Source organism: Leptospira interrogans (genome assembly GCF_900156205.1).
In the GTDB taxonomy this organism is placed as follows: domain Bacteria; phylum Spirochaetota; class Leptospiria; order Leptospirales; family Leptospiraceae; genus Leptospira; species Leptospira interrogans.
This window is the reverse complement of the sequence record NZ_FTNA01000017.1, coordinates 15,495-39,855: the sequence shown is the minus strand read 5'-3', so window position 1 is coordinate 39,855 and position 24,361 is coordinate 15,495. Positions and strand designations below refer to the sequence as shown.

At 32.8% G+C, this 24,361-nt stretch carries 23 protein-coding genes and 1 tRNA gene; 10 read left to right on the top strand and 14 right to left on the bottom strand.

Annotation, left to right across the window (positions count from 1 at the left end):
* Positions 1-5: 5 nt before the first annotated feature.
* The 3 genes from BW942_RS13960 to BW942_RS13955 all read left to right on the top strand — a co-directional run bounded on the left by BW942_RS13960 (position 6) and on the right by BW942_RS13955 (position 3,303).
* Complete coding sequence (locus BW942_RS13960) at positions 6-1,802, top strand: monovalent cation:proton antiporter-2 (CPA2) family protein (protein ID WP_000884037.1); 1,797 nt, start codon at positions 6-8, stop codon at positions 1,800-1,802.
* A 156-nt stretch (positions 1,803-1,958) separates the two neighbouring features.
* Positions 1,959-2,162, top strand: a complete 204-nt coding sequence (locus BW942_RS21820) for a hypothetical protein (protein ID WP_002085993.1) — start codon at positions 1,959-1,961, stop codon at positions 2,160-2,162.
* Between the two features lie 634 nt (positions 2,163-2,796).
* Positions 2,797-3,303, top strand: coding sequence for a hypothetical protein (locus tag BW942_RS13955; protein ID WP_000517944.1), 507 nt, complete (start codon positions 2,797-2,799; stop codon positions 3,301-3,303).
* 289 nt (positions 3,304-3,592) lie between these two features.
* On the opposite strand, the gene BW942_RS13950 is transcribed toward BW942_RS13955, so the two are convergent.
* The 6 genes from BW942_RS13950 to BW942_RS13925 form a co-directional block, all read right to left on the bottom strand.
* Positions 3,593-4,393, bottom strand: coding sequence for an LA_1326/LA_4305 family lipoprotein (locus BW942_RS13950; RefSeq protein WP_001010056.1), 801 nt, complete (start codon positions 4,391-4,393; stop codon positions 3,593-3,595).
* A 227-nt stretch (positions 4,394-4,620) separates the two neighbouring features.
* A complete protein-coding gene (csrA, locus tag BW942_RS13945; protein WP_000960595.1) occupies positions 4,621-4,875 on the bottom strand; it encodes a carbon storage regulator CsrA in 255 nt (84 codons plus the stop codon).
* Positions 4,875-5,327: a flagellar assembly protein FliW gene (gene fliW / locus BW942_RS13940; protein ID WP_000510649.1), complete on the bottom strand. Its 453-nt coding sequence runs from the start codon at positions 5,325-5,327 to the stop codon at positions 4,875-4,877. The genes csrA and fliW overlap by 1 nt, the downstream gene beginning before the upstream one ends.
* A gap of 41 nt (positions 5,328-5,368) precedes the next feature.
* Positions 5,369-6,634: a flagellar hook-associated protein 3 gene (locus BW942_RS13935; protein WP_001223330.1), complete on the bottom strand. Its 1,266-nt coding sequence runs from the start codon at positions 6,632-6,634 to the stop codon at positions 5,369-5,371.
* 39 nt (positions 6,635-6,673) lie between these two features.
* The gene (gene flgK / locus BW942_RS13930; RefSeq protein ID WP_000535887.1) at positions 6,674-8,584 is read right to left on the bottom strand and encodes a flagellar hook-associated protein FlgK; all 1,911 of its coding nucleotides are present in this window, start codon (positions 8,582-8,584) and stop codon (positions 6,674-6,676) included.
* A 32-nt stretch (positions 8,585-8,616) separates the two neighbouring features.
* Positions 8,617-9,144: a flagellar protein FlgN gene (locus BW942_RS13925; RefSeq protein ID WP_000806831.1), complete on the bottom strand. Its 528-nt coding sequence runs from the start codon at positions 9,142-9,144 to the stop codon at positions 8,617-8,619.
* A 1,187-nt stretch (positions 9,145-10,331) separates the two neighbouring features.
* On the opposite strand from BW942_RS13925, the gene BW942_RS13920 reads away from it, so the two are divergent.
* Complete coding sequence (locus BW942_RS13920) at positions 10,332-11,408, top strand: M23 family metallopeptidase (RefSeq protein WP_000410868.1); 1,077 nt, start codon at positions 10,332-10,334, stop codon at positions 11,406-11,408.
* A gap of 578 nt (positions 11,409-11,986) precedes the next feature.
* Here BW942_RS13920 and BW942_RS13910 read toward each other — a convergent pair.
* The 3 genes from BW942_RS13910 to BW942_RS13900 form a co-directional block, all read right to left on the bottom strand.
* A complete protein-coding gene (locus BW942_RS13910; protein WP_001084855.1) occupies positions 11,987-12,289 on the bottom strand; it encodes a DUF1905 domain-containing protein in 303 nt (100 codons plus the stop codon).
* A gap of 223 nt (positions 12,290-12,512) precedes the next feature.
* Positions 12,513-12,866, bottom strand: a complete 354-nt coding sequence (locus tag BW942_RS13905; protein WP_000531664.1) for a DUF2750 domain-containing protein — start codon at positions 12,864-12,866, stop codon at positions 12,513-12,515.
* Between the two features lie 213 nt (positions 12,867-13,079).
* Positions 13,080-14,177, bottom strand: a complete 1,098-nt coding sequence (locus BW942_RS13900; RefSeq protein ID WP_000871904.1) for a hypothetical protein — start codon at positions 14,175-14,177, stop codon at positions 13,080-13,082.
* On the opposite strand from BW942_RS13900, the gene BW942_RS13895 reads away from it, so the two are divergent.
* A complete protein-coding gene (locus tag BW942_RS13895; RefSeq protein ID WP_000078418.1) occupies positions 14,176-14,772 on the top strand; it encodes a hypothetical protein in 597 nt (198 codons plus the stop codon). The two genes, BW942_RS13900 and BW942_RS13895, sit on opposite strands and share 2 nt — an antisense overlap.
* A gap of 568 nt (positions 14,773-15,340) precedes the next feature.
* On the opposite strand, the gene BW942_RS13890 is transcribed toward BW942_RS13895, so the two are convergent.
* A complete protein-coding gene (locus tag BW942_RS13890; protein WP_001192756.1) occupies positions 15,341-15,670 on the bottom strand; it encodes a hypothetical protein in 330 nt (109 codons plus the stop codon).
* Between the two features lie 343 nt (positions 15,671-16,013).
* On the opposite strand from BW942_RS13890, the gene BW942_RS13885 reads away from it, so the two are divergent.
* From BW942_RS13885 to BW942_RS13875, 3 genes are read left to right on the top strand one after another with little or no spacing between them, the layout of a single operon-like run.
* Positions 16,014-16,382 (top strand): TRL-like family protein, encoded by a 369-nt coding sequence (locus BW942_RS13885; protein WP_000008717.1) that lies wholly within the window; start codon positions 16,014-16,016, stop codon positions 16,380-16,382.
* A gap of 8 nt (positions 16,383-16,390) precedes the next feature.
* Positions 16,391-16,978: a hypothetical protein gene (locus BW942_RS13880; RefSeq protein WP_000842017.1), complete on the top strand. Its 588-nt coding sequence runs from the start codon at positions 16,391-16,393 to the stop codon at positions 16,976-16,978.
* Between the two features lie 18 nt (positions 16,979-16,996).
* A complete protein-coding gene (locus tag BW942_RS13875; RefSeq protein WP_000216767.1) occupies positions 16,997-17,383 on the top strand; it encodes a DUF423 domain-containing protein in 387 nt (128 codons plus the stop codon).
* Here BW942_RS13875 and BW942_RS13870 read toward each other — a convergent pair.
* Positions 17,380-17,709, bottom strand: a complete 330-nt coding sequence (locus BW942_RS13870; RefSeq protein ID WP_001983891.1) for a hypothetical protein — start codon at positions 17,707-17,709, stop codon at positions 17,380-17,382. The two genes, BW942_RS13875 and BW942_RS13870, sit on opposite strands and share 4 nt — an antisense overlap.
* Position 17,710: 1 nt before the next feature.
* Positions 17,711-19,255, bottom strand: coding sequence for a carboxypeptidase M32 (locus BW942_RS13865; RefSeq protein ID WP_000393451.1), 1,545 nt, complete (start codon positions 19,253-19,255; stop codon positions 17,711-17,713).
* Positions 19,256-19,330: 75 nt separating this feature from the next.
* Here BW942_RS13865 and BW942_RS13860 point away from each other — a divergent pair.
* Together BW942_RS13860 and lenE are read left to right on the top strand one after the other, a co-directional pair.
* Positions 19,331-19,402, top strand: a tRNA-Gly gene (locus tag BW942_RS13860).
* A 2,050-nt stretch (positions 19,403-21,452) separates the two neighbouring features.
* Positions 21,453-22,871, top strand: a complete 1,419-nt coding sequence (gene lenE / locus BW942_RS13845) for an endostatin-like outer membrane protein LenE (RefSeq protein WP_000282726.1) — start codon at positions 21,453-21,455, stop codon at positions 22,869-22,871.
* Positions 22,872-22,953: 82 nt separating this feature from the next.
* Here lenE and BW942_RS13840 read toward each other — a convergent pair whose 3' ends face one another.
* Together BW942_RS13840 and lpxD are read right to left on the bottom strand one after the other, a co-directional pair.
* Entirely contained in the window at positions 22,954-23,151 is a 198-nt protein-coding gene (locus BW942_RS13840) for a hypothetical protein (protein ID WP_000287294.1), read from the bottom strand.
* Between the two features lie 60 nt (positions 23,152-23,211).
* On the bottom strand, positions 23,212-24,327 hold the full coding sequence (lpxD, locus tag BW942_RS13835; RefSeq protein WP_000155196.1) for a UDP-3-O-(3-hydroxymyristoyl)glucosamine N-acyltransferase: 1,116 nt from the start codon (positions 24,325-24,327) through the stop codon (positions 23,212-23,214).
* Between the last annotated feature and the right edge of the window lie 34 nt (positions 24,328-24,361).

Genomic DNA, 24,361 nt, shown 5'->3' with positions numbered 1-24,361 from the left:
AAAGAATGCTAGACCATAATTTACTTATAAACCTTATCGTATTTCTTTCTGCAGCGGTAATTTCAGTACCTCTTTTCAAAAAAATCGGATTAGGTTCCGTAGTAGGTTATCTCGTTGGTGGAACCATAATCGGGCCTTGGGGAATAGGTTTGATTACCGACGTCGATAGTATTTTGCATCTTTCCGAATTCGGAGTCGTTTTACTTTTATTTTTAATAGGACTTGAGTTAAAACCTCAAAGACTTTGGATTTTAAGAAGACCCGTTTTTGGTTTAGGAGGTCTTCAAGTTATTTTAACTTCTCTTACTTTTTTTATATTATTTTCGCTTTTAGGTTTGGAAAAACGCCAAGCTATTGTAATTAGCATTAGTATTTCATTATCTTCTACTGCATTTGCCCTTCAAGTTTTAGGAGAAAAAAATGAACTTAACACCACACATGGCAGAAGTGCTTTTGCAATTCTTTTGTTCCAAGATCTAGCGATAATTCCAATTATGGCTACACTTTCTTTTTTAACCGAATCTAGCTCCAATCCCGGATCTCATGGAAGTATAAAAGAAATCTTATTTCCTATCGGAACGATTATCGCTGTCATTTTAGCGGGAAGATTTTTAGCGAGACCTTTATTTAAATTAGTCGCTTCCAGTGCAAATCATGAAATTTTCACAGCCTTGTCCCTTTTGATCGTAATCGGAGTTTCAATTCTAATGAATCAAGTAGGATTATCAATGGCTCTTGGATCTTTTTTAGGCGGGGTTATACTTGCAGACTCTGAGTACAGACATGAATTAGAATCTAATCTAGAACCATTTAAAGGATTATTCCTTGGATTATTCTTTTTAGCCGTCGGAATGTCGATTAATCTAGGAGAGGTATTAAAAGATCCGATTCTTGTAATACTACTTGCATTTATTTTAATATTGGTCAAAACGATTATTCTCTATTTTATCGGTATAATTACCAAACATTCTAAGGAAGTTTCTCTCAATCTTTCCACAATTATCTCGCAAGGCGGCGAATTCGCATTTGTAATTTTAGGAGTTGGAGTTTCTTTATCCATCCTTCCAAAAGAAAGAGCCGATTTAGTAATTGCAGTTGTAACTCTTTCCATGGGTTTAACCCCCATCCTTGGAATTCTCAAAGACAAAACATCTAAATGGATTCTCAAAGAAGATCAAAATATAAAAGAAGATACTATTGAAGAGCAAAACCGAGTTATCGTGGCCGGTTTTGGAAGATTTGGTCAAATTATTGCGAGAATGCTTTTCGTTCACAAGATCGGCTTTACCGCATTGGAACACAATCCCGACCAAGTAAATTTAGCAAGAAAATTCGGCTATAAGATCTACTACGGAGACGCGAGCAAGTTAAGTCTTTTAAGATCCGCAGGTGCAGAACATGCAGATTTATTTATATTAGCTATTCAAGATATTGATGTTTCAGTAAAAATTGCTGAATTGATTAAAAAAAATTTCCCGAATTTGACCATCATAGCTAGAGCAAGAAATCGGGAACACGTTTTCAAACTAATGGAACTGGGAATTCAAATTATTCGTAGAGATACTTTTGCTTCTGCGTTGGAATTAGCCGGAGAAACTTTGAGTCAATTAGGTTTTATAGATTCCGAAGTAGAAAAGAAAGTTAAAAAGTTTAGGGCTCACGACGAATTGACTTTGAAAGGCCAATTCCAAATTCGAGGAGACGAGAAAGAGTTTATTCAATTTTCAAAAAATTCAATGCGTCAATTAGAAGACGCTTTTGAAGCAGATCGTCAGGAAAAAGAAGGAAAGATTGCTGGATAATTCGTTTCTAAAATTTCCAATTTGACAAAAAAATATTTATTCCGTATACGCTATTCAATAAATTATTTTAAATTTATAACAGCGATTTGGCGAAAAATATAAAATTATAATTTGTTTTTCTTTATATTTTAGATTAGTTTTGATAAACATGTTCAATTGGAGACTTTTCGTTTTGAACTTTCTACTGAGTTTAAAACAAAAGAATCTAATTCTCTTCACTATTCTCTTCGGAGTGGCTTTTTGACAAAGCCGCTCCATTTTTTAAATTTACCAGGTTCAAAAGATACTTTATATTTTCAGAATATAGTAATGGTCTTATTAAATTCCTGTATAAAATCGATATTCTTGGCTCTCATTTAATAAAAATTTATTCTATATAAATTTTATTTTTTAAAAAACCATTAAGAATTTTTTAAATATATTAAGGTTGTTGAAAAATTCTATAGTGAAGATTTGTAAAATTGCTTCAATTGTCCGTTTCAATACAACGAAAACAGATCAAAAATTAATTTTTCAACAACTCTATTCTTTATAATTTATCCTAAAACGATCTAAAATATTATGGAGTAATTATCTAATAGACTTGATATTTACATTCTACATACGTACCAAATTCTCACTACTCGAACGCATAAATAGAATACTTGAGTTAGACTGTTTCAAAAATTTGAATGTTTTGGTCCTGATCTAAAATGCCGTAAATATCGAATTTGCGGCATTCTTTCGCAAATTCGGCCGTTAATGACTTGGTAATATTTTATATGTCCGAGTAGTAAAATTTAACTGTAAATCTAGATTTGTAACAAACCTTACAAATGAAAAAAGAAGTTATCAAACTACAATTGGTTTTTAAAAATTATTTCAAAAAACGCAGTAATCCCTCCAGTCAATTGTTTTATAAAAAATTACAATTTTATAAAATACATGATTACTCTAAAATCGTAAATTAAAGATTTACACAAAAACTACAAAACAACTTTTATAAAATCTTCTTATGGGTAAACAAATTGCGGTCATTATGACCAAAATCGATGAAAGTTCATTTTTAGATTTCTTAAAATCGATTTCTGAAATTCAAATTCTTAAAGCGGACGCTTCGTCAGCTTCAAAAGATGCTTTCATGATCGATGATTTTTCGAAGGATCACGAAAACGACTTTATCTACTATATTTGGAACAAATCATTTCCTTGGAATTTTGAATTTTCTCAAACTAAAACAAATCGAACGAAACAAAATTTTTATTATATAGAAAATATCTTTGAAGCCCCTTGTATCGAATACAGCCGTCATAATTTTAACGAGAAACAAAATTACGGAAGATTATATTGGAGTAAAAATTTTGCGGCGATAAATCCATTACAATACGATATAATGAAATTCGATAAATGGTATAACCAAATCATTCGGTGGGTTAAAAAAAATGGAAAACAAGAATACAAAGGAACACTAAACGCTTATTATCTTCCCGACGCTTGGAAAGCATATGTAGAAAAAATTTAGAAAACCTTTATAAAGTAAATTTTTAATCCAATAAAATTTTTTAAACTATGTTTTCTATAAAAATAAAATAACAAAAAATAGCTTAAAAATAATATGAACTTCACTCAAAGATACAATCAAAAAGTAATACTTTGCAAATGAACGCATTTTAGTTGTTGATAAATTTCATAGAGGCAATTAAAAAACTGCTTCAATCGACCGTTTCAAAAAAGAGAAACAAAATTGAGAATTAACCTTTCGAAAAGTATATTATATTTATTTTAAGTCCCAAAATGTGATCTTAAAAATTTTAAAGCGATCTTAGGATTTCTTCTCGTTTTTTTCTAAATTCCTCTTCAGAAATTAATTTTTTATCAAATAACCTTTTCAGTTCTATCAATCTTTTTTCGATTTCTTTGGAACTGGCTCCGACTTCTTTAATTTTATCTTGTTCAGATATAGAAACGAGGGTTTTATAAACGATATGAAACTTTTTAGATTCACCCGTAAGATCTTTATAATAAGATAACATTCCAATTGCCGAATCTGGGATAAAAACTTCCAAGTAAGGTTTGATATTTGATTCTGATAATGAATAATTCGACCAATCTTGAAACGTATAAATAGTTTGAAAATCTATGAATTGATTTAATTCTAAAAATATAAAGTGAATTGAATCTATGGTAGGGTAAAGTAAAAATACAGTTCTTCGAATTCTCCTACCCGGATTGATATAGTCTTCTTTTTTTAATATCCATAGTTGATAAGTTTGGTTAGGAGAACTTTCGAAGTTTTGATAAGAACGCTCTGCAATTTCTTCGCTCAACTCTTTCGAAAAGATTCTCAATACAGACCCATTCACCAGAGAATCATTTCGATTTCCCATTTGATTCAACGCTTCCGCAATTGCAGTTTTGAAATGACTTCGCTTTTTGTTGTTTATATAAGTTGCACTTTGATCTAACCAAGTGGGAAGATCAGGACCATTTTCAAATGAATAAAATGCAATTGTGTCAGAGGAATAATTTAACTCTTTACGAATTCCAGCAAAACAAGAAATTGAAAAAAGAATAAATAATATAACTACTACTTGATTTATTAGAAAGTTCATAAAATACAATCTTAAATAATAAATTAGAATATTTTTAAATTAAAACTTACCAGTTCATTTAGAATGAATGACTATTAAGAACCTCTATAAAAAATTTTCCAATTTTTATAACGTGTTTTAAATCTTAATTGTACTTATCAGAAATCAAACTACAAGAACTTCCAGTTTTGAAACACATTCTTATGTTTGAATGCAATATTTAGATATAGATAACTTTCACGAAACAGTTATTCTTTTTTTCCAGAATCTTTCTTTTTCAAAATGTTTCCAATTTTACCTAGATCTGCTGGTTTTATTTTGGTTTCCGCGGCTTTTTTATTTTCTTCCTGAATGTCTTTATAAACTTCAGCTCTGTGTACAGAAACATCCCTAGGCGCCTTAACTCCAATCTTAACCTGATCACCTTTTATATCAACGATGACGATTTCTATATCGTCTCCGATCATAATCGATTCGTTCGTTCTTCTCGCTAAAACCAGCACTAACCGATCTCCACCGCTGCCGATTCGAAAATTTTTTCTCGAACCGAATGAGATTCGTTTCTAGAAATAAACTGTTTTCCTATAAGTGTTTCTTTATTAATTAGAATTGGACCCTGGGTATTCGCGGTCATCATCGAAGGGTCTTCTCCTGGAACCGTCACAATTACTAACGTTAGACTCTCTTTAATCTCGTTTATTCCAATCCCTAGTAATTCTTGTTCTGGTATTAAAGGTTTGTATTCTTTTTTAAAAAGGGAAGGAGGAATTACTACAAACGCAAGATCCACTTCTTCGGTTGATTGGAGCCATTTAAAAACGGATTCCTCTTCTTCTTCGATTAATGCGAACTTTTTATATTCTTCAAATCCAAGCAACCCTTCCGGAAAGGATAAAATTTGTCTTTCGGATACTTGCATTTTACCGAACGGTTTTGTTTGAATCTCGATTCCCATTTTAAATTTTTACCTTAGAAATTTACTTCCCGGATTGTGTTTTATCTTAGAAAATCCATCAATGTCGGTTTAATAATTTTTGATCCTACGTTAAGCGCATATTGATGTACCGTTTCCAACCATTTCATATTCATAATAGTTTCCGGAAAATCTATTCCTTCATTTTTGGATAGAAGTTCAGTCATATAAGACTTATCAAAATCCACTCTTTGAGCGTGTTCTTCCATTCGATTCATTCTCGCACCTACAATTGCACGATAACGTAGAATATTTTCCATCGCCAAATCCAGATCCTGCAGATCACGTCCAGAAATTCTTTCTTGATCCTTTTGAATCAGATCGTTTCTAAACTGAATCATCACGTCAAAAACGGAGAGACCGGTTACGGTTGCAGACTTAGAATAGTTGTTAGGCGGTTCGGAAGTTGCAGAATCAACGAGCCCAATGTCTCTTAAAATCGTCCCACCCTCTACGTCTTCCATCCAAATTTGATGAGGAGCCGTAGAACTTAAACTGATATTGTCTTGCGCTAATTTGTTTGCCTTTACTTCTAAAGGAGAATTGTTAATCTTATCGATGATGTCGTCTATCGTATCTCCCGCGGATACGTGTATTTCTACTCCATCAATCTTAAATTTTTGGTCCGAAGACACCACATAACCAGAGTTATCTACCTTACTCGTGATGCTCATATTGGTTCCCCAAAAAACTTTGTTTCCAGGTATCGTTACAGGAACGTATTCTCCTTTTTCGATCTCTCTGAGTTGCTCTCCTATATCACCTCTATATTCTACACCTATATATTGATTTTTTAGTTCGATCCCTTGAAGTCCTTTGATCTTGGATTCGATTGGTTCAAAAGGAGGTCTTTCAATAACGTGGCCTCCAAACAAAGGGCGACCCGTAGCGTCTCTTGTATTTGCAATATCGACTAACGCTCTTAAAATTTCGTCGATTTCTTTCCCGACCGCCACTTCAAGTTCAAAACCTTTATCACCTTGGTAGATACCGTTAGACGCTTGAACCGCTAATACCCTTGCCCTTTGAAACAAGGAGCCGATACGATCCAATTCACCGTCAATTTGTTGCAGACGAGAATTTCCATCGTCTATATTTCTTTGAAACGTTTCCAATTCATTCAGTCTAGAACGAAAAAACATCTGATTTGTGGCACGACCGGGCTCATCCGACGGAAGACGAATTCTTTGTCCAGTAGAAAGTTGATTTTGAGTTTCGTCCATGTTGAGCTGATGTCTGTTTAAATTATGGATCAGACTATTGTTCTGCATCATGTTCGTTATACGCATCATAAAATTCTCTCCTTACTCGTCTGTATCACCGCAAGATCAAACACCTAATCGATTGATGATCGTATCTAGAATTTCGTTCATAGTATTGATCATCTTTGCGGACGCGTTATAAGCATGTTGAAACTGAACCATGTTGGCCATTTCTTCGTCCAGGTTGACTCCCATGACAGATTGTCTCATGTTTTCTAGTTCGGTCATAAGATCGTTTTGAATTCCAAATTCCTGTTTTGCTTCCCTCGCTTCGGTTCCCAATTTAGAAATCAAAGTGTTATAAAAGTCGTCGGTCGTTTTAGAATAATCCACCATAACCGGACTGTTTCTCAGAGCAGACGCAACCATGAGAGCGTTTCTTCCGTCCTTATGGCCTCCGGGTGAATTATAATCTCCCGTTCCTCCTACGTCCTTACCTCGAGCGGCCGCTATATTTGAAACGTTATTCGCAATTGAGTCAGCAACTCTAAAGTGAGAAGCAGGATGGAAATGAGGAGTTAACGTAACATCTTCCGAACGAACTTGTAACTTATTAATTTCTCCAAGACGTCTGTAGTCATATGCACCGGAAGGTCCTGAAGCCATTAGGATTCCGGTCATTCCCACAAGAAGATCTCCCGAATCTTCGATATGTCTTAGAATAAAATTTTTATTTGGATGATCGTCAGCAACTGTAGCTTTTAGTGCTAGTTGATTGTCATGGTTCATATAAGCCACAACACCAGAACGAGAAGCATTGATCTTCTTAATGATTCCGTTTAACGTATCGTTAGAAGAATACGGAATTAAGATGGGAGATTCTTTTGCATCCGATTGATGAAAAGTGATCGTTCCGTTTATTCCGATGGGGCGATCCGGATCTACAGTATTCCTTCCAGTTACTCTAAAAATTGCAGTAACGTCGTTTTGACCATCTCCGTTGGAATCATATTCTCCAAATGTATTGATCGATAAAGAACGAATATTAAAGAAAGATTGATTTGTATTTCCGTTAATTCCAAAACCGTCTTTGTGAATTTCGTTTACCGCATCCATTACATTTATGGAAAGTGCGTCTACTTGATCGATTTTCTCTCGGATGACCTTGTCTCTTACTTCGATCAAACCTTGCAATCTTCCTTTTCTCAAAAGAACAGGATCTCCAGTCGCGGACCAAAATAAATCCAAGAGTCCATCTTTAGAAGGGTTTCCTATAATATCAATTTTATTCGCTTTATTTCCTTGAACTAGAATTTGCTGACCGATAAAAACCATCAGCTCATCCTCATCGGAACGACCAATTGTAACGTCCACCAAAGAAGAAAGTTCTTGTAAAAGTGCGTCTCGTTTATCGTAAAGATCGTTTGGTCTATCGCCTAACGCTTCCGATTTTCCGATCCTTTCATTTAAAGTACGAATGTTTTCCGCAATTGTATTTAAATGATACGTTTTTGTTTCAATTTCACGGTTCGCTTGATCTCTGAGTTGTGCGAGTTTACGATAAACGTCTTCAGTTCTACTTCCGAGCCCATTTGCTTTTTCTAAAACAACAGAACGATGTGCGTTATCTTCGGGATAGTTCGCCAAATCTTCCCAAGAAGACCAAAATTTATCCATCAAAGTTCTAAGAGTAGTACCGTTGGGCTCGTTAAAAACAGTTTCCAATTGATACAAATACTCGTTACGAGCCGCCCAATAATCTTTATTTCCAGAAGTTTCAATAATTCTATCGTCAATAAAATTATCTCGGATTCTTTCGATAGAAGCAATTTCAACTCCTTGACCAATTTGTCCTGGAAGGTTGGCACGATTCAAAGAAGGATCGTATAATGGATCCATTGCCGTCATCGTAACCCTTTGTCTCGCATAATGTTTGTTATCTGCATTAGAAATATTATGACCTGTAGTTTGAAGCGCTTGCTGATGAGCGGTTAAACCCCGCTTTCCGATTTCAAGACCTGAAAATGTAGAACCCATGGCTGCCTCCTATAACAAATGATTCGATTAATTTACGCTGACGCATTTAGCATCAAAGATTGTCTTTTGGTTTGTTTACGTTCTGGATTTTTTCCGGAGCCATAAGTATTTATTTCGGATTCCATGGCTTTTTCTTTCATCGCTTCGATTGTTTTGGAAAGAATTTCTTGGCGAGTTAAAATCAGTTTTTCGTTGGATTTGATTTTTTCTTTTAGTCGATGCAAAATCGATTTTAAAGAAGAACCAAACTCTTTTAATCGATAGTTAGAATCTCTGTCGAGACGGTTTAAGAAATCGGACAACGTTGGCGCACCAGTTTCGGGAAAATCAAAATTTTTAGAACGATACACTTCTTCGATAGACTTCATTCTAACTCTTTCGATCTCAGAGGCCATCACGAGTAGCTCATATGTTTTTTTCGTAATCGATTCAAGAGACTTACCATCAGCTTGAACAATTGCGGTCGACTTTTGAATTTCCAGCTCCAAAACGTTTGAATAAAGATTAATCTCGTCTTGAAAAAGTTTCGTAAGCTGCTCCAGCCATTCCTCTTGTTTCATTTGTTTTATCCGATCCTGCTAACAAGAATCGGTAAAATTAGAAATTTGCTTAGGTAATTTTCAAAGAAAATCTTTAAATGTAGGAACTCTTACAAATAGATTTTTCAAGCCACATACGCAGAAAGATAAATTGAAAGAAGCAGAATTCATTGTAGATTTAAAATGTGGGAACTACTATAAAATAGAAGTTTATAACACTTGAATTTATCGTATTCAAGCGTGGGAACTATTACAAAATTTAGCTTTATCTGTAAAATGATGTAGGAACTATCGCAAATCACGATTTTACGAACAAATTTTAAAATTGTAGGAACTTATACTTTCAGAAAATTTTTACTCACGCCGAACTCATATTAAAATATAGATTTGTAAGTTCCCACAGATTAAGTCGCATTACAAATTTTTAGACATTCATTTTTTGCGATTCGAGTCAGGGAGTTCCTACATTTACTTTTTATGGAAAAATCAGGTTTTTATAAAACGAATCTCCTTCCTACACCAAACTTACGTTAAACTACAAAATGAGACGTAATTTGTAGGAACTACTTCGCTTTAGTTTTACTCAGAATTTATAACAGAGTATCCAATTTTGTTCTACAATAACGTAAATTCGGTGTAAGAAAATTAGGCGAATCCGACTTGCCACAGGCAGCTGGACTGGATTTTCAGCTTCAATCTGCCAAACAACATGGAGTAATATCGTAAATAGAATATTCCATTTATCGCATGTTGCATCGTAGTATTGAACTCAATGCTGCCCCTACGGTCGCAACATAATGTATCGATCCTTTTCGCGTTATACCGAATTCACATTATAACAAATAACCAGCTATATGAAAATCAGATGTCTAAGATGATTTGTGTTGAATTTTAAGGAGATTTCAGATAAAAGAAAAAATTTAAAAATACTCTATTATATATAAGAAATCGTTTTAAAATTTAGTCTTGGTTTTAATAAAAATTTATGATAAATCGTTTTAAAAACCGAACCGATAATAAATTAAACTCAAATTGATTACACTTTATAAAATTATTAAGAAAAACCCTATAAAACGACTTTTAATCAGATAACATCGCCAAACAACAGTTAAGTTAAAAATTCAATCGGAAAATTTTTACTCTCAGATTTTATAAATATTTTTAAAAGAATTTTAAATTTGGACCATATAAATATTCTCAAAAGAACAATGGAAAAACACATTAAAATTTTTTATTTTATAACTTCTATTCTATTCTTAAATTTTGAAACTATACTTCCTAAAGATGAAGAAGTTAAAATCAAAGAAACAAAAACTAAGAAAGAGGTTCATATAGTTCTTAAAAAGAATGAAGAATCAAAAATCAAAAAAGAAACTCATTCCGATTCTAAAAAAGAATTAAAAGAAAAAAAGAAAAAACGAGTAAATCTTGAATTCGAAGTCATACGAAAAAAAGAGTCACTTTTCTCTTTTTCGATCCAAACCAGAAAATTTGCACAAGGAGAATTGTTATTCCTGAAACTCACTCCGGAAAAAACAATTCTTTCTAAATTAGATAGAATCAAAATTTTTTGGGAAAAAAAAGAAATTCCCTACACAAAAAAAGAATTAGTTTTTTATGCCTGGATTCCGATTTCACCAGAATTTAATAAGAAAAGTGGAATATTAGAAATACATGATAAAAATCTTTTTAGAAAAAACGATTATAAAGAATACGAAATCCCCATCCATAAAACCACTTTTTCAGTCACAAAAGTTTCTTCTCTTATTATGGACAAAAAATATACGTCCCAAGAACTTCCTCAAGAAACCTTGGATTTTATCGCAGACTGCTCTAAAGCAAAAGCAGAAGCATTTCGTTCTAAAACAGATTTACAAATCGCATCTGACTTTGTTTATCCAGTAACAGAAGTACAATTTACAAGTCCGTTTTATAAAAGACGGATTTATAACAAAACCAAAGGTAAACCGCACGGCGGAGTTGATTTTAAAGGAGCACAAGGAACCCCCATTTATGCAATCAACGATGGAACAGTAGTTTTATCCAGATCTATGTATTATGAAGGAAATTTTACAGTGATAGATCATGGTTTGGAAGTTTATTCTTTATACATGCATCAATCCGAATTGAACGTGAAAGTGGGCGATAAAATAAAAAAAGGAGATTTGATTGGCAAAGTAGGTTCTACCGGTATGTCAACCGGACCACATCTTCATTTGGGTCTAAGAGTTCAAGGAACAATGGTAAATCCTCTTTCCGTTATTGGTCAAAAATTTTTTGAATAAGAATTTTTAAATAATTATTATATAACAAATTGAAAATAGATTTTAATGAAAAGTCACAATTAGACACAAAACTTAAAACATTCTTCAATCGAAAAAGTTTCTATCAAATCTTAGAATCAATTATTTTTGAATCTTTAATCAAATATAGTAATCACTACATCATTGTAAAATTAAAACATTTTCTAAATTATATGTTAAAAATTTATTATATAAAAATTATCTAATTAATCTCATATAGTAGAGTTGTTGAAAAATTCCATAGTGACGATTAACAAAACTGTTTCAATTGCCGATTTACATAAAATAGAAACAGATGGAGAATTAATTTTTCAACAATTCTAGTATATAATAACAGGAATTTTCAGACAAATTTCTTTACTATTCATTCATAAAAAACAAATACTTAAAATGTTCATCACAAAATGTCGTTTAACGAAAATTCGATAGGACTTGATACGAAAATGATTAAAGCGTAGTGGAATTTTAACAAAATACTTTCCTCAATTTAGATCCTTAGAAAGGCATTCGAATTTTATCGCAAAATACCAAGCGCTTCTACTATATAATTCTGAATAAAATCAAAATTGAATTGTAATTGAAACGCGAATTTTCTGATTTACTGTAATTTTTTCTTTTTTACGAATATCTGCTTTTAAAGGTAGAACATACTTTATAGAATTTTTTTCGGGGAAGATAGAAGTATTCCAATTTGTAACACCAATTTGAGCTATAACTGGAACCATTCCCCAAGATCTAGGCATTTTATCCAATATAGTTCGAACTTCTTTAGAAGTCTTAATAGGTAAGGTCAAAAAATGCCATCCACCTTTACCCGGATAAATCCAAACCGTTGCCTGAAATTGAATTGTAATCGAATTCAAATTTATTTATATACCTTTACAGATTGAATTTTCTTAAATTTTAAAAATAAACTACGTCTAATAGTTTTTTTACATTAAGGTTGTTGAAAAATTAATTTTTTTATTAAAACGAATGGGGAAAATCGTTTGTAAATATGAATTTTTTCAACAACTCTATTAAACATTCATTCTATACGAGTTTTCAAAATAAAAACTAAAAATATACACAACTAATAAAAAAATATTAAAAAATTAGATTATTTAAATGTTTTAATACTTCTTCCGGTTCAAGATCATATCCGGTCACCTTGGATCCGGTCCAATTAATACCTACTAAAAAATGATCATTTTTTAATCCAGGAAGCCATCGATCTATAAAATCTTGATAAGAAATTTCATAAGACTTAAATAAAGAATAAGTATTTACATTCTTAATTATAGATTGAACCCGTCTTTTAGAAGACCAAAAAGGCATGACCCTATTTCCAGAAACTGATATAGGGCTCGGAAAACCACCTTCATCCCGTAAGGTCCAAATCTTTTCGCTCTTTTTTATCTCTATAAAAAATTGATGATATTGAGCAGACGATTGTCCCATAATTTTTAATCTTTAGATACTTGAGCAAACTTAGATTATGATTTTATTCAATATCATGATTATATAATGAAATATTTGCGAGTGCTAAATCATCTACATTATATTTCGAAATTGTTTACTTCAGTTTTCCCGAATAATTCTTTGGCACGATAATCGTCGTAACAAAGAATAAGCTGGTAAAAATTTTATGTTGAAATTTCATTTTTTTAGACCTTATTCTCTTTTAAAACTTTGTAGAATTTTCTCTACAGATTCTTCGTGGTTTCTTCCTTTCACTAAACTTTCCGAAATATGAAATAAAAAAGAATCGGGAAGTTTATCACCTGAAGTAATAAAAAAACCAGTTTTAGCGTATCGAGGACGTAGATTATCATAGTAGGTCCAAAAAACTCCATCCATTCTTTTTTCGAAATTCTCTTCGCCTAACTCGTGTACTTCGACCATTTCTCCTTGATTTACAGACAAATCTAAAAACTTTACAAACTCAGGTTTAATTTTATCAATTTCTAAAAAAGGTTCCGGAAAGTAAAAAATTCGAATTGAAGGATATCGATTAGGATCTGTTTCGCTGGAAGAGATGATTCCCGCAATTTGACCGGTGCCGGTCTGGTCCTTTAAAGTAAGATTTTTAGGATTATGAAAATAAAAATCTTCCGGAAGAGAAAGTTGAATTTGAATATTAGAATTTCTTAAAATCCTAGATTCCAAATTGTATTCCCAATTTGTAAGTTCCTTTTGTTCCCAAGTTGGTTTAAAAAGAAGATAGGAAGTTAAAATTTCTCCTTGTTGAAGAATTTTAAAACTCAAAAGTCCTCCAGTTAAAATCATTAGACCAAGTAAAGAAATTCTGTAAAAGACGGTACTTTCTAAAAAACGAAGTATAAAACCTATTGAACAATAAACAACGATGAAGATCACGCCAGATCGATTAGAATAAAAATCAGTAAAAAAAAGAGATATAATACAAAAAATAAATACAGTTATCTCCGCAAAAGGATTTAGAAAAATTTGAATCGTGTCGTAAGTCGTAGCAGAATCTGGGCCTATTTTATATTTTTTAACAGATTCTTGTTTGAGCAACTTTCCAAATGCAAAAGAAATCAAAAAGAAAAAACCGCTCGCAACGATAAACGCACCCGAGACCAAAAGAAGAATAAATAAAATCGGAAGATGATTTTCATGTAAGACAAGAAAAGAAATTCCAATCACAGAATACGCCAGATAAAGTTTCCGTAAAAAGGAAAGTTGTTGCACTTTCACAAGTAAAGATTTGAGTTTCTTCCATCCAGGAATTTTTGAGGGCCATTTCATGAGTCAGATTACCGGTTTTTTTTCAGAGCTGAAAACGAGTTTTGACAACCTATCTCAGTCTATCCAATCATTTCTGAATACAATTGAAGCGATTCGTTCTTTTTTAAAGATTCTTTTTTCCATTATTCCTTTAGATCTTTTTTTAGTTTTAATTTTTTCTCTGGTTCTTGTGTATTTGTTCAACACGATCTCGCCCACTACGACCCGCCTCAACTATACTTTAGGCGTATTAATCATTTCTGTGCTTCGAGCATTTTTTCATCAAACTTTGTCACAGACTTGGAATTTAGGACCGGTTTCCCTGACAGCGATTTTTCTTTTGACTCCGGCTTATTTTGTTTCTTCATTACGTTTTGGATTTTATTTTTTAAAAAAAATTCAGAAACGAAAAAATGAACTCAATCCAAAAAATTTCGAAGCAGGGCTCAATAACATTCAAAAATCATTTTATACTCTAATGGCAAAAAGTTATGAAGAACTTCGCTCCACAGATGGAAAATCTTCTTTGGACTTGAATGTTTTAAAAGAACAAATTACGGAATTAGAAAGAACGATCCAAGGTTTAAAGAATTTTCTTGATTCTGAAAAAAAATAATCTGGAGCTATTTCGATGATTACATTTTTACCTAACGATTATTAATACCCAGTAATTAAATTACGAAAATAAAATTCCGTTTCAAAACCTAAAACAACAACTTAAAAAAGTTTGGACCTTTCTGTTTTAAATGTACCAAAAAATAAAGTTTTTTTTAAACTCAGGCCGGGCTTGTTACGCGAAAAAGGTTTTCGGCATAACTTTTTCTTACAGAAAAAATTGGGATCTGAACTTTATAGATTGATTTCTAAAATGTGGGAACTACCGCAAATCATGGTTTTACGAACAATTCTTAAATTGTAGGAACTCATACTTTTATAAAATTCTTTCTCGTTTTTTTATATCGAACTCATATTAATGTAGATTTTATAAAATATTTGAATGTGTTTTTATTAATAAATATAAATTGAATCAGAGTTTTCGTAACGGACGGTCTTGGAATGGATTGAAAGAAAAGTCTTTATAAAATAGTATTTTTGCATGGTCGCATAACGGCGATTTTACGTAAAATATGATTGAATAAAGATTTTTTAGGGCTTTCCAAATCTAAAATCCGATTTCGAATATTTTATTCTGTCGGTTTAAATAAATCTTTTATGGCGTCTTTTGCTTTAGATTGATTAAAATCATCTCGATCAATTAATATTAAATCTAGATTTTCTTTTTCGAGACGAATTAGAATTTTAGCAATTTCGGTTTGGGATTTTGAATTCGTTGCCAAATAACGAAATTTAGTCTTACATTCGGGACAAGTTTTATCTTTCGTATAATTTAGGCCAAGATGTTTACAATTTCCACAAGTTCCATACAAATCATCTATCAGCAATAATTGGGAAGAAATTTCGGAGACGTTTAACTTTTTCCAAACACGAATGTATTTTTTATCTTCAGTTTGCATCACTTCCTTTGGATAAATTAAACTTTTTCTGAGTCAAGACAAAACCGAAGGTTAAATCGATAATATTGTAAATCTGCCAATTGATCGATTCAGATTTTTACGAAACTCGATTTTATTTTTTATGAGAAACAAATAGTTTCATACAACTTTTGATTTTAATCAATCGAATTATATTTTACAAATCAATCTTTAAAAAGATTAAATTCACATTAAGAAACGATTTATTTTTTGAAATATGATTTTTTCTTTTAGGAAATTTACTCTTAACTCTTTTATCTTGACTTTTCATTTTTTAAGTCCAAGCTATTCAAAAGTTTGAATACGCTCCAGGACAAAAATGAAAATGTCATTTAAAAGAACTTATTTTATTTTATTCATTGTATTGATTACGATTACAAATTGTATCTATACAAACGTAAAAACTCCAGGCTGGTTTTACTCTCAAAGTTATACGGATGTTCGAGGGATGGACCCAGTCGGAAAACTTTCCGGTCAGTCTTGTGGGGAAGGTTGGTTTTGGCTTGTTTATACCGGGGATGAAAGTTATGAGGCCGCAATTCAAAATGCAATTCAAGACAAAGCAGATCTCCTTTTTGACGTACAAACGGATTACTACGTTAAATCTATATTTTTCAATTTATATTTTTATAAATGTACTCGTGTAACCGGAATTGGTGTTAAACTTCCTCATCGATTGATAAAAAAAGAATAGATTCAAGTATGAAATCCCAAATTAAAATATTCACCTTAACCGTATTAGGAGTTATTTTATTTTCAAACTGTATTTTAGCGATTGGAAATCGCAGAACGCTAGTTAAACGAAATCCTATGCCTTATCCGACAGATGGAATTTTGTCACCCGAAAATCACGTTTCCGTTGCAGGAACCTACTTTAGAGATCCATCAATTCATTACGGAAATGCATCCACACGATTACGTTTATTCGGATTCGATGGATTTATTCATTCCACATCCTCGTTGCCTCATAAAGACATGTTTCACGGATCTTTAGATGACTGGGACTGGTCTAAACATAGAATCATTCGTTTTGAAGGAGAAAGTCAAGGATGTCAAAGAGGAGTAACGTTAGTTTTACCTCTAAGACAAGGAGAACGCGAAACCTTAATTCCCATCTCTTTTGTTTTCGGTAAGACTAGTTTTTACGAAGAGCTTAGACAAGAAATGGAAAAGAACAAGATCAAAGCCCTTTTTGATTCTAAATTAGATATAGAACAAACCGCTTATCTATTTTGGTTGATTCAAAAAAGATGTATTCGGTTTAAAAGTTATGCTATTCAAGAATTTTAAATCGATTTCATTGAACTTATGACAGTAAAACAAAAAACAATTCTCGTATTTACGTCTTTATTTGGATTTTTAGGAGTGGCTTTAGGAGCCTTTGGAGCACACGGACTAAAATCAATCTTAAGCCCAGAGATGTTATCGATCTACGAAACCGGAAATCGGTATCACTTGATTCATACCATTCCTCCTTTAATTTTAGCTTTGACTGGTCATCTAAACAACAATGGACTTGTTTGGATTTCTTCGATTCTATTTCTTGCAGGAATCTTAATATTTTCCGGGTCTTTATATATATTATCTGTTACTGGAATCAAAATTTTAGGAGCAATTACACCAATTGGTGGAATTTCATTCTTAATTGCTTGGGCTTTTTTAGGATTTTCAGTAATTCGATCAAAAAGCGACTAACGTTTAGTTCCATAATAGAATTTTCCATTTTTTACGATCAGTTTTCGAGTGATCAAACCTTCTGCGATTATTAAAAGGCCCTGGACGGCAGATTCCTTTTTAGACAATTCTACGTCTTTTTGTTCAGCCATTAACTGATGTACATATTGTCTTCTGTCTCCTTCGAGAACTCCCAACATAGAACCACAAACTTTACTATCACCTATCAAAAAAACCAACGCAAGAGTTTGAGGAGGAGTTTCGTTGCAAAGATAATAAAGTGCTAAATTATCAAAGTAAGAAATTTCTTCAAAAGATTTTATCGTAAGTTCTTCATTTTCACCCATGTTATATAGATTCCAATTCAATAATTTTTTTTTCAAGATACTGAACCAAATAAGAAGAATCAGGATCTGTGTTAGTGGCCAAACGAATCAATTCTTCCACCGAATAAAACTTTCCTTTCCAATGAACGTTTTGTCTAAGCCAATTTAGAAGGGAAGAAAAGTCTTTTTTTTCTTTTACTGTTGTTTGAAAATTTGGATTTTGTTTTAAAAAAGTTTGAAAAAGTTGTGCAGAATAAATATTTCCCAAAGTGTAAGTAGGAAAATAACCAAAGGCGCCCCCACTCCAATGAACGTCTTGCAAAACTCCTTCTCGATCGGAAGATACTACAATTCCAAACATTTCCTTCATTTTGGAATTCCAAATCTCAGGAAGTTCATAAACTTGAATCTTACCATTTATCAATTCTCTTTCGATTTCAAATCGAAGAATAATATGAAGATTATAAGTAATCTGATCTGCTTCCACACGAATCAAAGAGGGGGTAGATTGATTGATATATGAGAAAAGATCAGAAAAGCTAAGTTCCTGTTTTGTTATATTCAAATTTTCTAATAGTATAGGATAATACATTTCCCAAAATTCCAAAGATCTACCTACTTGATTTTCCCAGAGTCTACTTTGGGATTCGTGGACTCCCAACGAAACAGAATCGTGTAAAGGAGAAGGGCCACCTTCGATTTCCGAAATCCCAATTTCATAAAGGGAATGTCCAGTTTCATGCAAAATACTGAATATAGAAGAAAGCGGGTCTTTTAAATCGTAACGTGTAGTGATCCTTTTGTCCTTACTTCCTAAAGAAGTAGAAAAAGGATGTTCGCTTGCATCCAAACGAGACATTTTAGAAGATAATCCTAAAATACTTGGGAGTGCTTCCCCCAATTTGTTTTGAAGGTAAATTGGAATTTCTTTTTGAAAAGGATTTGGAAATTTTTTTCCTCTTGCAACTAACGGTTTTAAATTATTTTTTAAATTAAAAAATAATTTTTCTAAATTTGCAGCTCTTTCGCCTGGTTCATAATTTTCTAATAAAGCGTCATAAGATTCAGTTTGATAACCATAACATTCTGCTTGTTTTTTACTTAACTCAACGATCTTAGAAAGAATCGGTGCAAAATCTTCGAATCTATTTTCTTTTCTGGCCTTAGCCCAAATTGAATGTGCTTTACTTGTAGTGATGGAAAATTCCTCTACAAGTTCTTGTGAAAGAAGACGAGAACGATTTAGATCTTGAAATAATCTTTCAAACTCAATTTTTCTTTGTTCTTGGCCGGGAAGAATTTTTTGTTCGTTTTCTTCTCTTGCTTTTGCAGCAAGTTTATAAAAATTTTCACCTGTATATTTAGAATGAATTAAACCGGAAAGAAGCCCGATCTGTAAACCTCGTTCTGCTCTCCCTTCTTCTGGTAGAGTAATTTCAGAATCCCATTGAAGTACACTCAGTATGTTTCTAAATGTATAGATTTCTTGATAAGCAGTCCTATATTCTGTAAAAAATTTTAATTCGTTTCGAATCGAATCTGAAAAAAGGTTCTTATATTCTTCCATCTCAATGGATAGTAAAAATTCTTCTTTTAGATTGACAAGTACCCTAACCACAAAAAAATGATTTTTGCACGAATCGCGGGCATGGTGTAATGGCTAGCACTGTAGCCTTCCAAGCTTCCAGTGAGGGTTCGAGTCCCTCTGCCCGCAAAATTCTCCTCCGTATATAATAAAACCTTAAAATTACGATCCATGACTCGAACGCGGAGCTTTGGAAAGCATTTGTAGCGACAATAGGAGCGTCACAAATGCGACCGAAGCACACGAAGTGCTGAGGACAAAGCGAAGTGCCTCGAAGTTAGTCGAGCAAGGATGCGAGACTACGGAGAGGGCGAGTCCCTCTGCCCGCAAAATTCTCCTCCGTATATAATAAAACCTTAAAATTACTATTTACCACCCGAACGCAAGTTCGGCATAAGAAAACGAGAAAAAATTTTCTAAAAGTATGAGTTCTTATAATTTTAGAATTGTTCGTAAGATTGTGATCTGCGGGAGTTTCCACATTCAAGGAATCGAGATCACAATTTTTTTAGAAAAATAAGCCATAAATTCCTTACGTCGAACTCACCTTAAATAAGAAAGAACTACTTAGACAAAATGGCGCCCCTTATTCATCCCTATAAAATTAATTATCTAAATATTTATCACAAAATACCATCTCACATAAATTCGATGTGATTCAATGCGAAAGCAATTGAAGCGTAGGGAAAACTGAGTAGAATGTTCTTTCAAACTCAGCGTCTCGCTTCCTGAATGCCGATTCTTAAAGAAGTGTTCGTTGAGTTTCCGTATACTCAACTCAGCAGAACGGCTTTCTATGGATCGTGTTCTAAGTTGAAACTAAAGACGAAATATCGTATAACGTTTCTTACATGCAATTTATCGACTGAAATTGAAAGCGTGGTCCAACAAGACCGGATTCACCCAGATTTTCTTACACAGAATTCGTATTATCGAAGTATAAACTATTGTGTACTTTATTTATTATGCAGTCCTGAGTAAGAAACAAAACTCTAAATTCACAAAATTGTAGGAATTGTTTAAGAACAATCAAGACTGTTTGAAAGTCCATAAATCGCCATTATGACATCATCTGTACAAACTCTTACATTTTATAATAGAGTTGTTGAAAAATTTCATAGAAACAATTAACAAAACGCTTCAATCGACCATTTCCATACAACGAAAACCGATAGAGAATTAATTTTTCAACAATTCTAATGAAGTTATTAAAATGATTGAATCGATTTCTTTTAAGTTTTTAAGATAAATTCTAAACTTAAACTGATTTTTTAAAATTCATCCCAAAATGAAAACTTACTACTCGGACGCATGAATAGAATACTTGTGTTAGATTGTTTCAAAAATTTGAATATTTTGGCCTTTCTCTAAAATGCCGTAAATCCCGAATTTGCAGTATTTTTTAAGTATCACTATTTTTTCGTAAATTAGGCCGTTAATAACTTGGTATTATTTTCATGCGTCCGAGTAATAATAGCTCTCACTTTAGAAGATTTAAACTTCCTTTTATTACATGATAAATTTTAAATATAGTTTTTTTGAATCATTTTTATAAGAAAAGTACAATAACTTTATCATTCATCTTCTTTCTAAACAAACCAAACATACAAAGGTTAAATTAAGTATTTTATCCTCTCCAATTTACTTCACAAATTTATGGCAAGTATCGCTCACTTTTATATTAAAAGGTAATAAATATATAACCTAACAACTGTTAAATAAAATATTTAATTCAAAAAACTCATATGACATTCTTAATTTAATGATTGTTGATTTATACACAAAAAATAAGTTCGTCGCAAGGTTGTAAAAATAAAGTCATTTTTTGTAAAAAATAAAACATTTATAGTTAAATGCGATGATTTTGATATAATAATATTTAGACATTCTTAAATACGATCTATGTATTTTTATATTAGAATTCGTTTTATAATAACTAATAGTGCAATCTCTACGCTGATAAATATCAATTTCAGCAATGGTTTTTTTTATTACTTAAAACTATACAATAAAGAGTACAGAAGTCTATCTTCAGAATGAGGATTTGTTTTAAAATTCATGGTACCATTTATATAGAACTTAGCAAAATAAACCCAGAGATCTAAGTTTTACAAAAGTTATGTAATACTTTTTTATATCCTAACAAATATTAAAATTTCGCTAAACAGGAGTTAGAATCATGTACAATCAAACCGCTCTAAATAAAAATTCAATTCTGAATTTGAAACAAGAGTTTATATCTAGTTTACTAAAAAAAGTTTCATTTTATCTTATTTTAATTTTTTCTTATACATTTTTAAAATGTAATTCAGAAAATTCGAATCTGCCTTTTGTGACGGATTCAACTAAAAACGAAATTCTGAACTTATTAAATCCTAATACTCACAGTTCTTCTGCGCTTTTAGAAGAATTTGGAACCTTATTTGTAGCGCCTGGTTTTCATAATGGTGGATTTTCCTACGAAGGAATCAGTGCGGCAGACAAATATTGTAATGCAAACATTCCTGCAGGTTCTTTTGCAGCAGCAGGTGCCCCTTATAAAGCCTTGTTAGCAAATAACTTAGGAACGAATTTATATAAAAGAATAGCTACCGTTACTCCAAATGTAGGAGATGGACAGGTTGATTGGATTTTTAAACCAAATACAGAGTATAGAAGAATAGATGGAGTCACAAAAGTAATGACTACCAATTCGGTTGGTTTATTCGATTTTACAAATGAAAATTTAACAAACTCATTTACTTCCACCTTTGTTAATATTTGGACAGGACTCAATCCGGACTGGACTACTCGTGGTGCTAACGTTAGAACTGACCAGGGAAATTGTATCGGATGGTATGTGGGTGTTGGTGAGGACGCTAATATTGTTTATGGAGGTACATTCGGAGTTGCGAATATGATAAACTCACATGCGATCTTCGACAATTTTGCCACCTGTGATAGTACCGCAGGAGTTACTAGTCAAGGACCTGCAGCTCCTTTAAGCATCCTATGCGTAGGTCAAAAAGTGCAAAGAAACTATAAATTCCTATTCGTTACTCCAACGGCGCATAACGGAGACTGGGGTGGAGTTAGCGGCGCAGACGCATATTGTCAGGCAAATATTCCAAGATCCATTGCAGGAACTGGACCTTACAAAGCGATGTTAGTAGCTCCTACTAGAAGACAAGCTACAACTAATCCGAATGTAGGAGATGGTCAAATCGATTGGGTCTTTAAACCAAACACGGAATATAGAAGAGCCGATGGGATTACAAAAGTAATGACTACCAATTCCAAAGGTTTATTCGATTTTTCAAAAGGAAATCTAACCAATTCATTTGAAGGATCATTCGACGCATACATTTGGACAGGGTTATATAGTGATTGGAGAACTGTAGCTACTTATGGTGAAATGTGTCATGATGTTCCCAGATTTGGCTTAACAACGGATACATCCGGTTGGGAAGGTAATGGTAATTCTGGAAGACTTGGAAATGCAAAGAGTATTACAAGCCGCTCTATTTCCCATACAACTGATGCCTGTTGGCATAATGTCCATACATTTACTTCTACTACTGTAACAATAAACTTTGGAATTCTATGCGTTGAACAATAAGTTCCAATTCATCAAACTTTAAGAGATAGAAAAAATCGGTTCTTTAAAACAGAACCGATTTTAGATGGATTTGAATCGGACTTTATTTTTGAATCGAACTTTCCGATCGATTATTTTGAATCTCATTTAAGAAAACAATATTGGTAGACTCGTTTTCTAAAATGCTATCGGCGAGAGTTTCCAACAACCTTCCTATTTTCTTATCTCGGGAAGAGTCCGGCTTACGGGAGATTTTATCCGGTTTATTTTCCGGGTTATCTTCGTTTGCTCGGGAATACAAGGGAATCCTCCAAAAGTGTGTGAAGAAAAGAATGTCTATCGAATTAAAGCAATGTCAAGCTCAATCCTTTTCTTCAATTTTAATTCCAGCATGTTTTTCCAATTCTTTGATTCTTTTGGCCCACTTTTGAAAGTTCACTAAATTATGAATATTGACACGAACCTTTTGAAATTCAGCAAATGTTAAACCGTAATCCCAACCTACAAAAATTTCTTTTTTCTTAGGAGAATTTCTTAAGGAACTTCCTCCGGCAAGAATTGTTCCCGCAGGAACATGAAGATGGTCCGAAACCGCACATGCACCGCCTATGATCACATCGTCTTCTACGGTAGTACTACCTGCAACACCACTTTGACCTGCAATAATTATATTTTTTCCGAGTATGCAGTTGTGTGCAACGTGAACCATATTATCAAATTTGCAACCGTCTCCAATGATCGTATCTTCCAAACCACCACGATCAATTGTACATAAGGAGCCGATTTCCACATCGTCTCCAATTCTTACTCCACCTACTTGAGGAATCTTATGATGTTTACCTTTTTCGGTAACAAATTTAAAACCGTCTCCGCCAATCGAACAATTTCCGGAACAGATAAACCTTTTTCCAATGATAACTCCGTGTTGAATCGAAGAGTTTGGACCAATATGAGAATCTTCTCCGATGATTACGTTTCTAGAAATTTTAACGCCGTCTTCCAAATAAGTATTTGAACCAATTACAGAATTTTCTCCAACTACTACAAATTCTCCAATGGTTACTCCGACGCCCAACTTTGCAGTAGGATGAATGATAGCTGAGGAAGATATTTTTCCCGCAGGAACATAGGGTGGATAAAGAAGATTTAAAACTTCTGCAAGGCTGAGCTCCGGATTGGAAACTACTATACAAGGGATGGATAATTCTTTTGCAAATTCTTCGGTGGTTAGTATCACACTGGAAAGAGTTTTTTTGGCTTCGCTTAACATTTTCTTATGAGAAAGAAAACTTAGAGAATTCTTCTCTCCCGGAGACAGAGTGGCAATTTTATTTACTACCACCTCGTCCGGAATTTGAGTATTTACAATTTTAGATTCATTAATTTTTTTTGCTAGCTCTGATAATTTAATTTGGGGCATATTTCCCTCGTTTAATTTTTGTGGATACACGGAGAAACAAACAAGTTGGATCGTCATTCAAAAAAAGATAATGATCTCTTTGAAAAGTTAT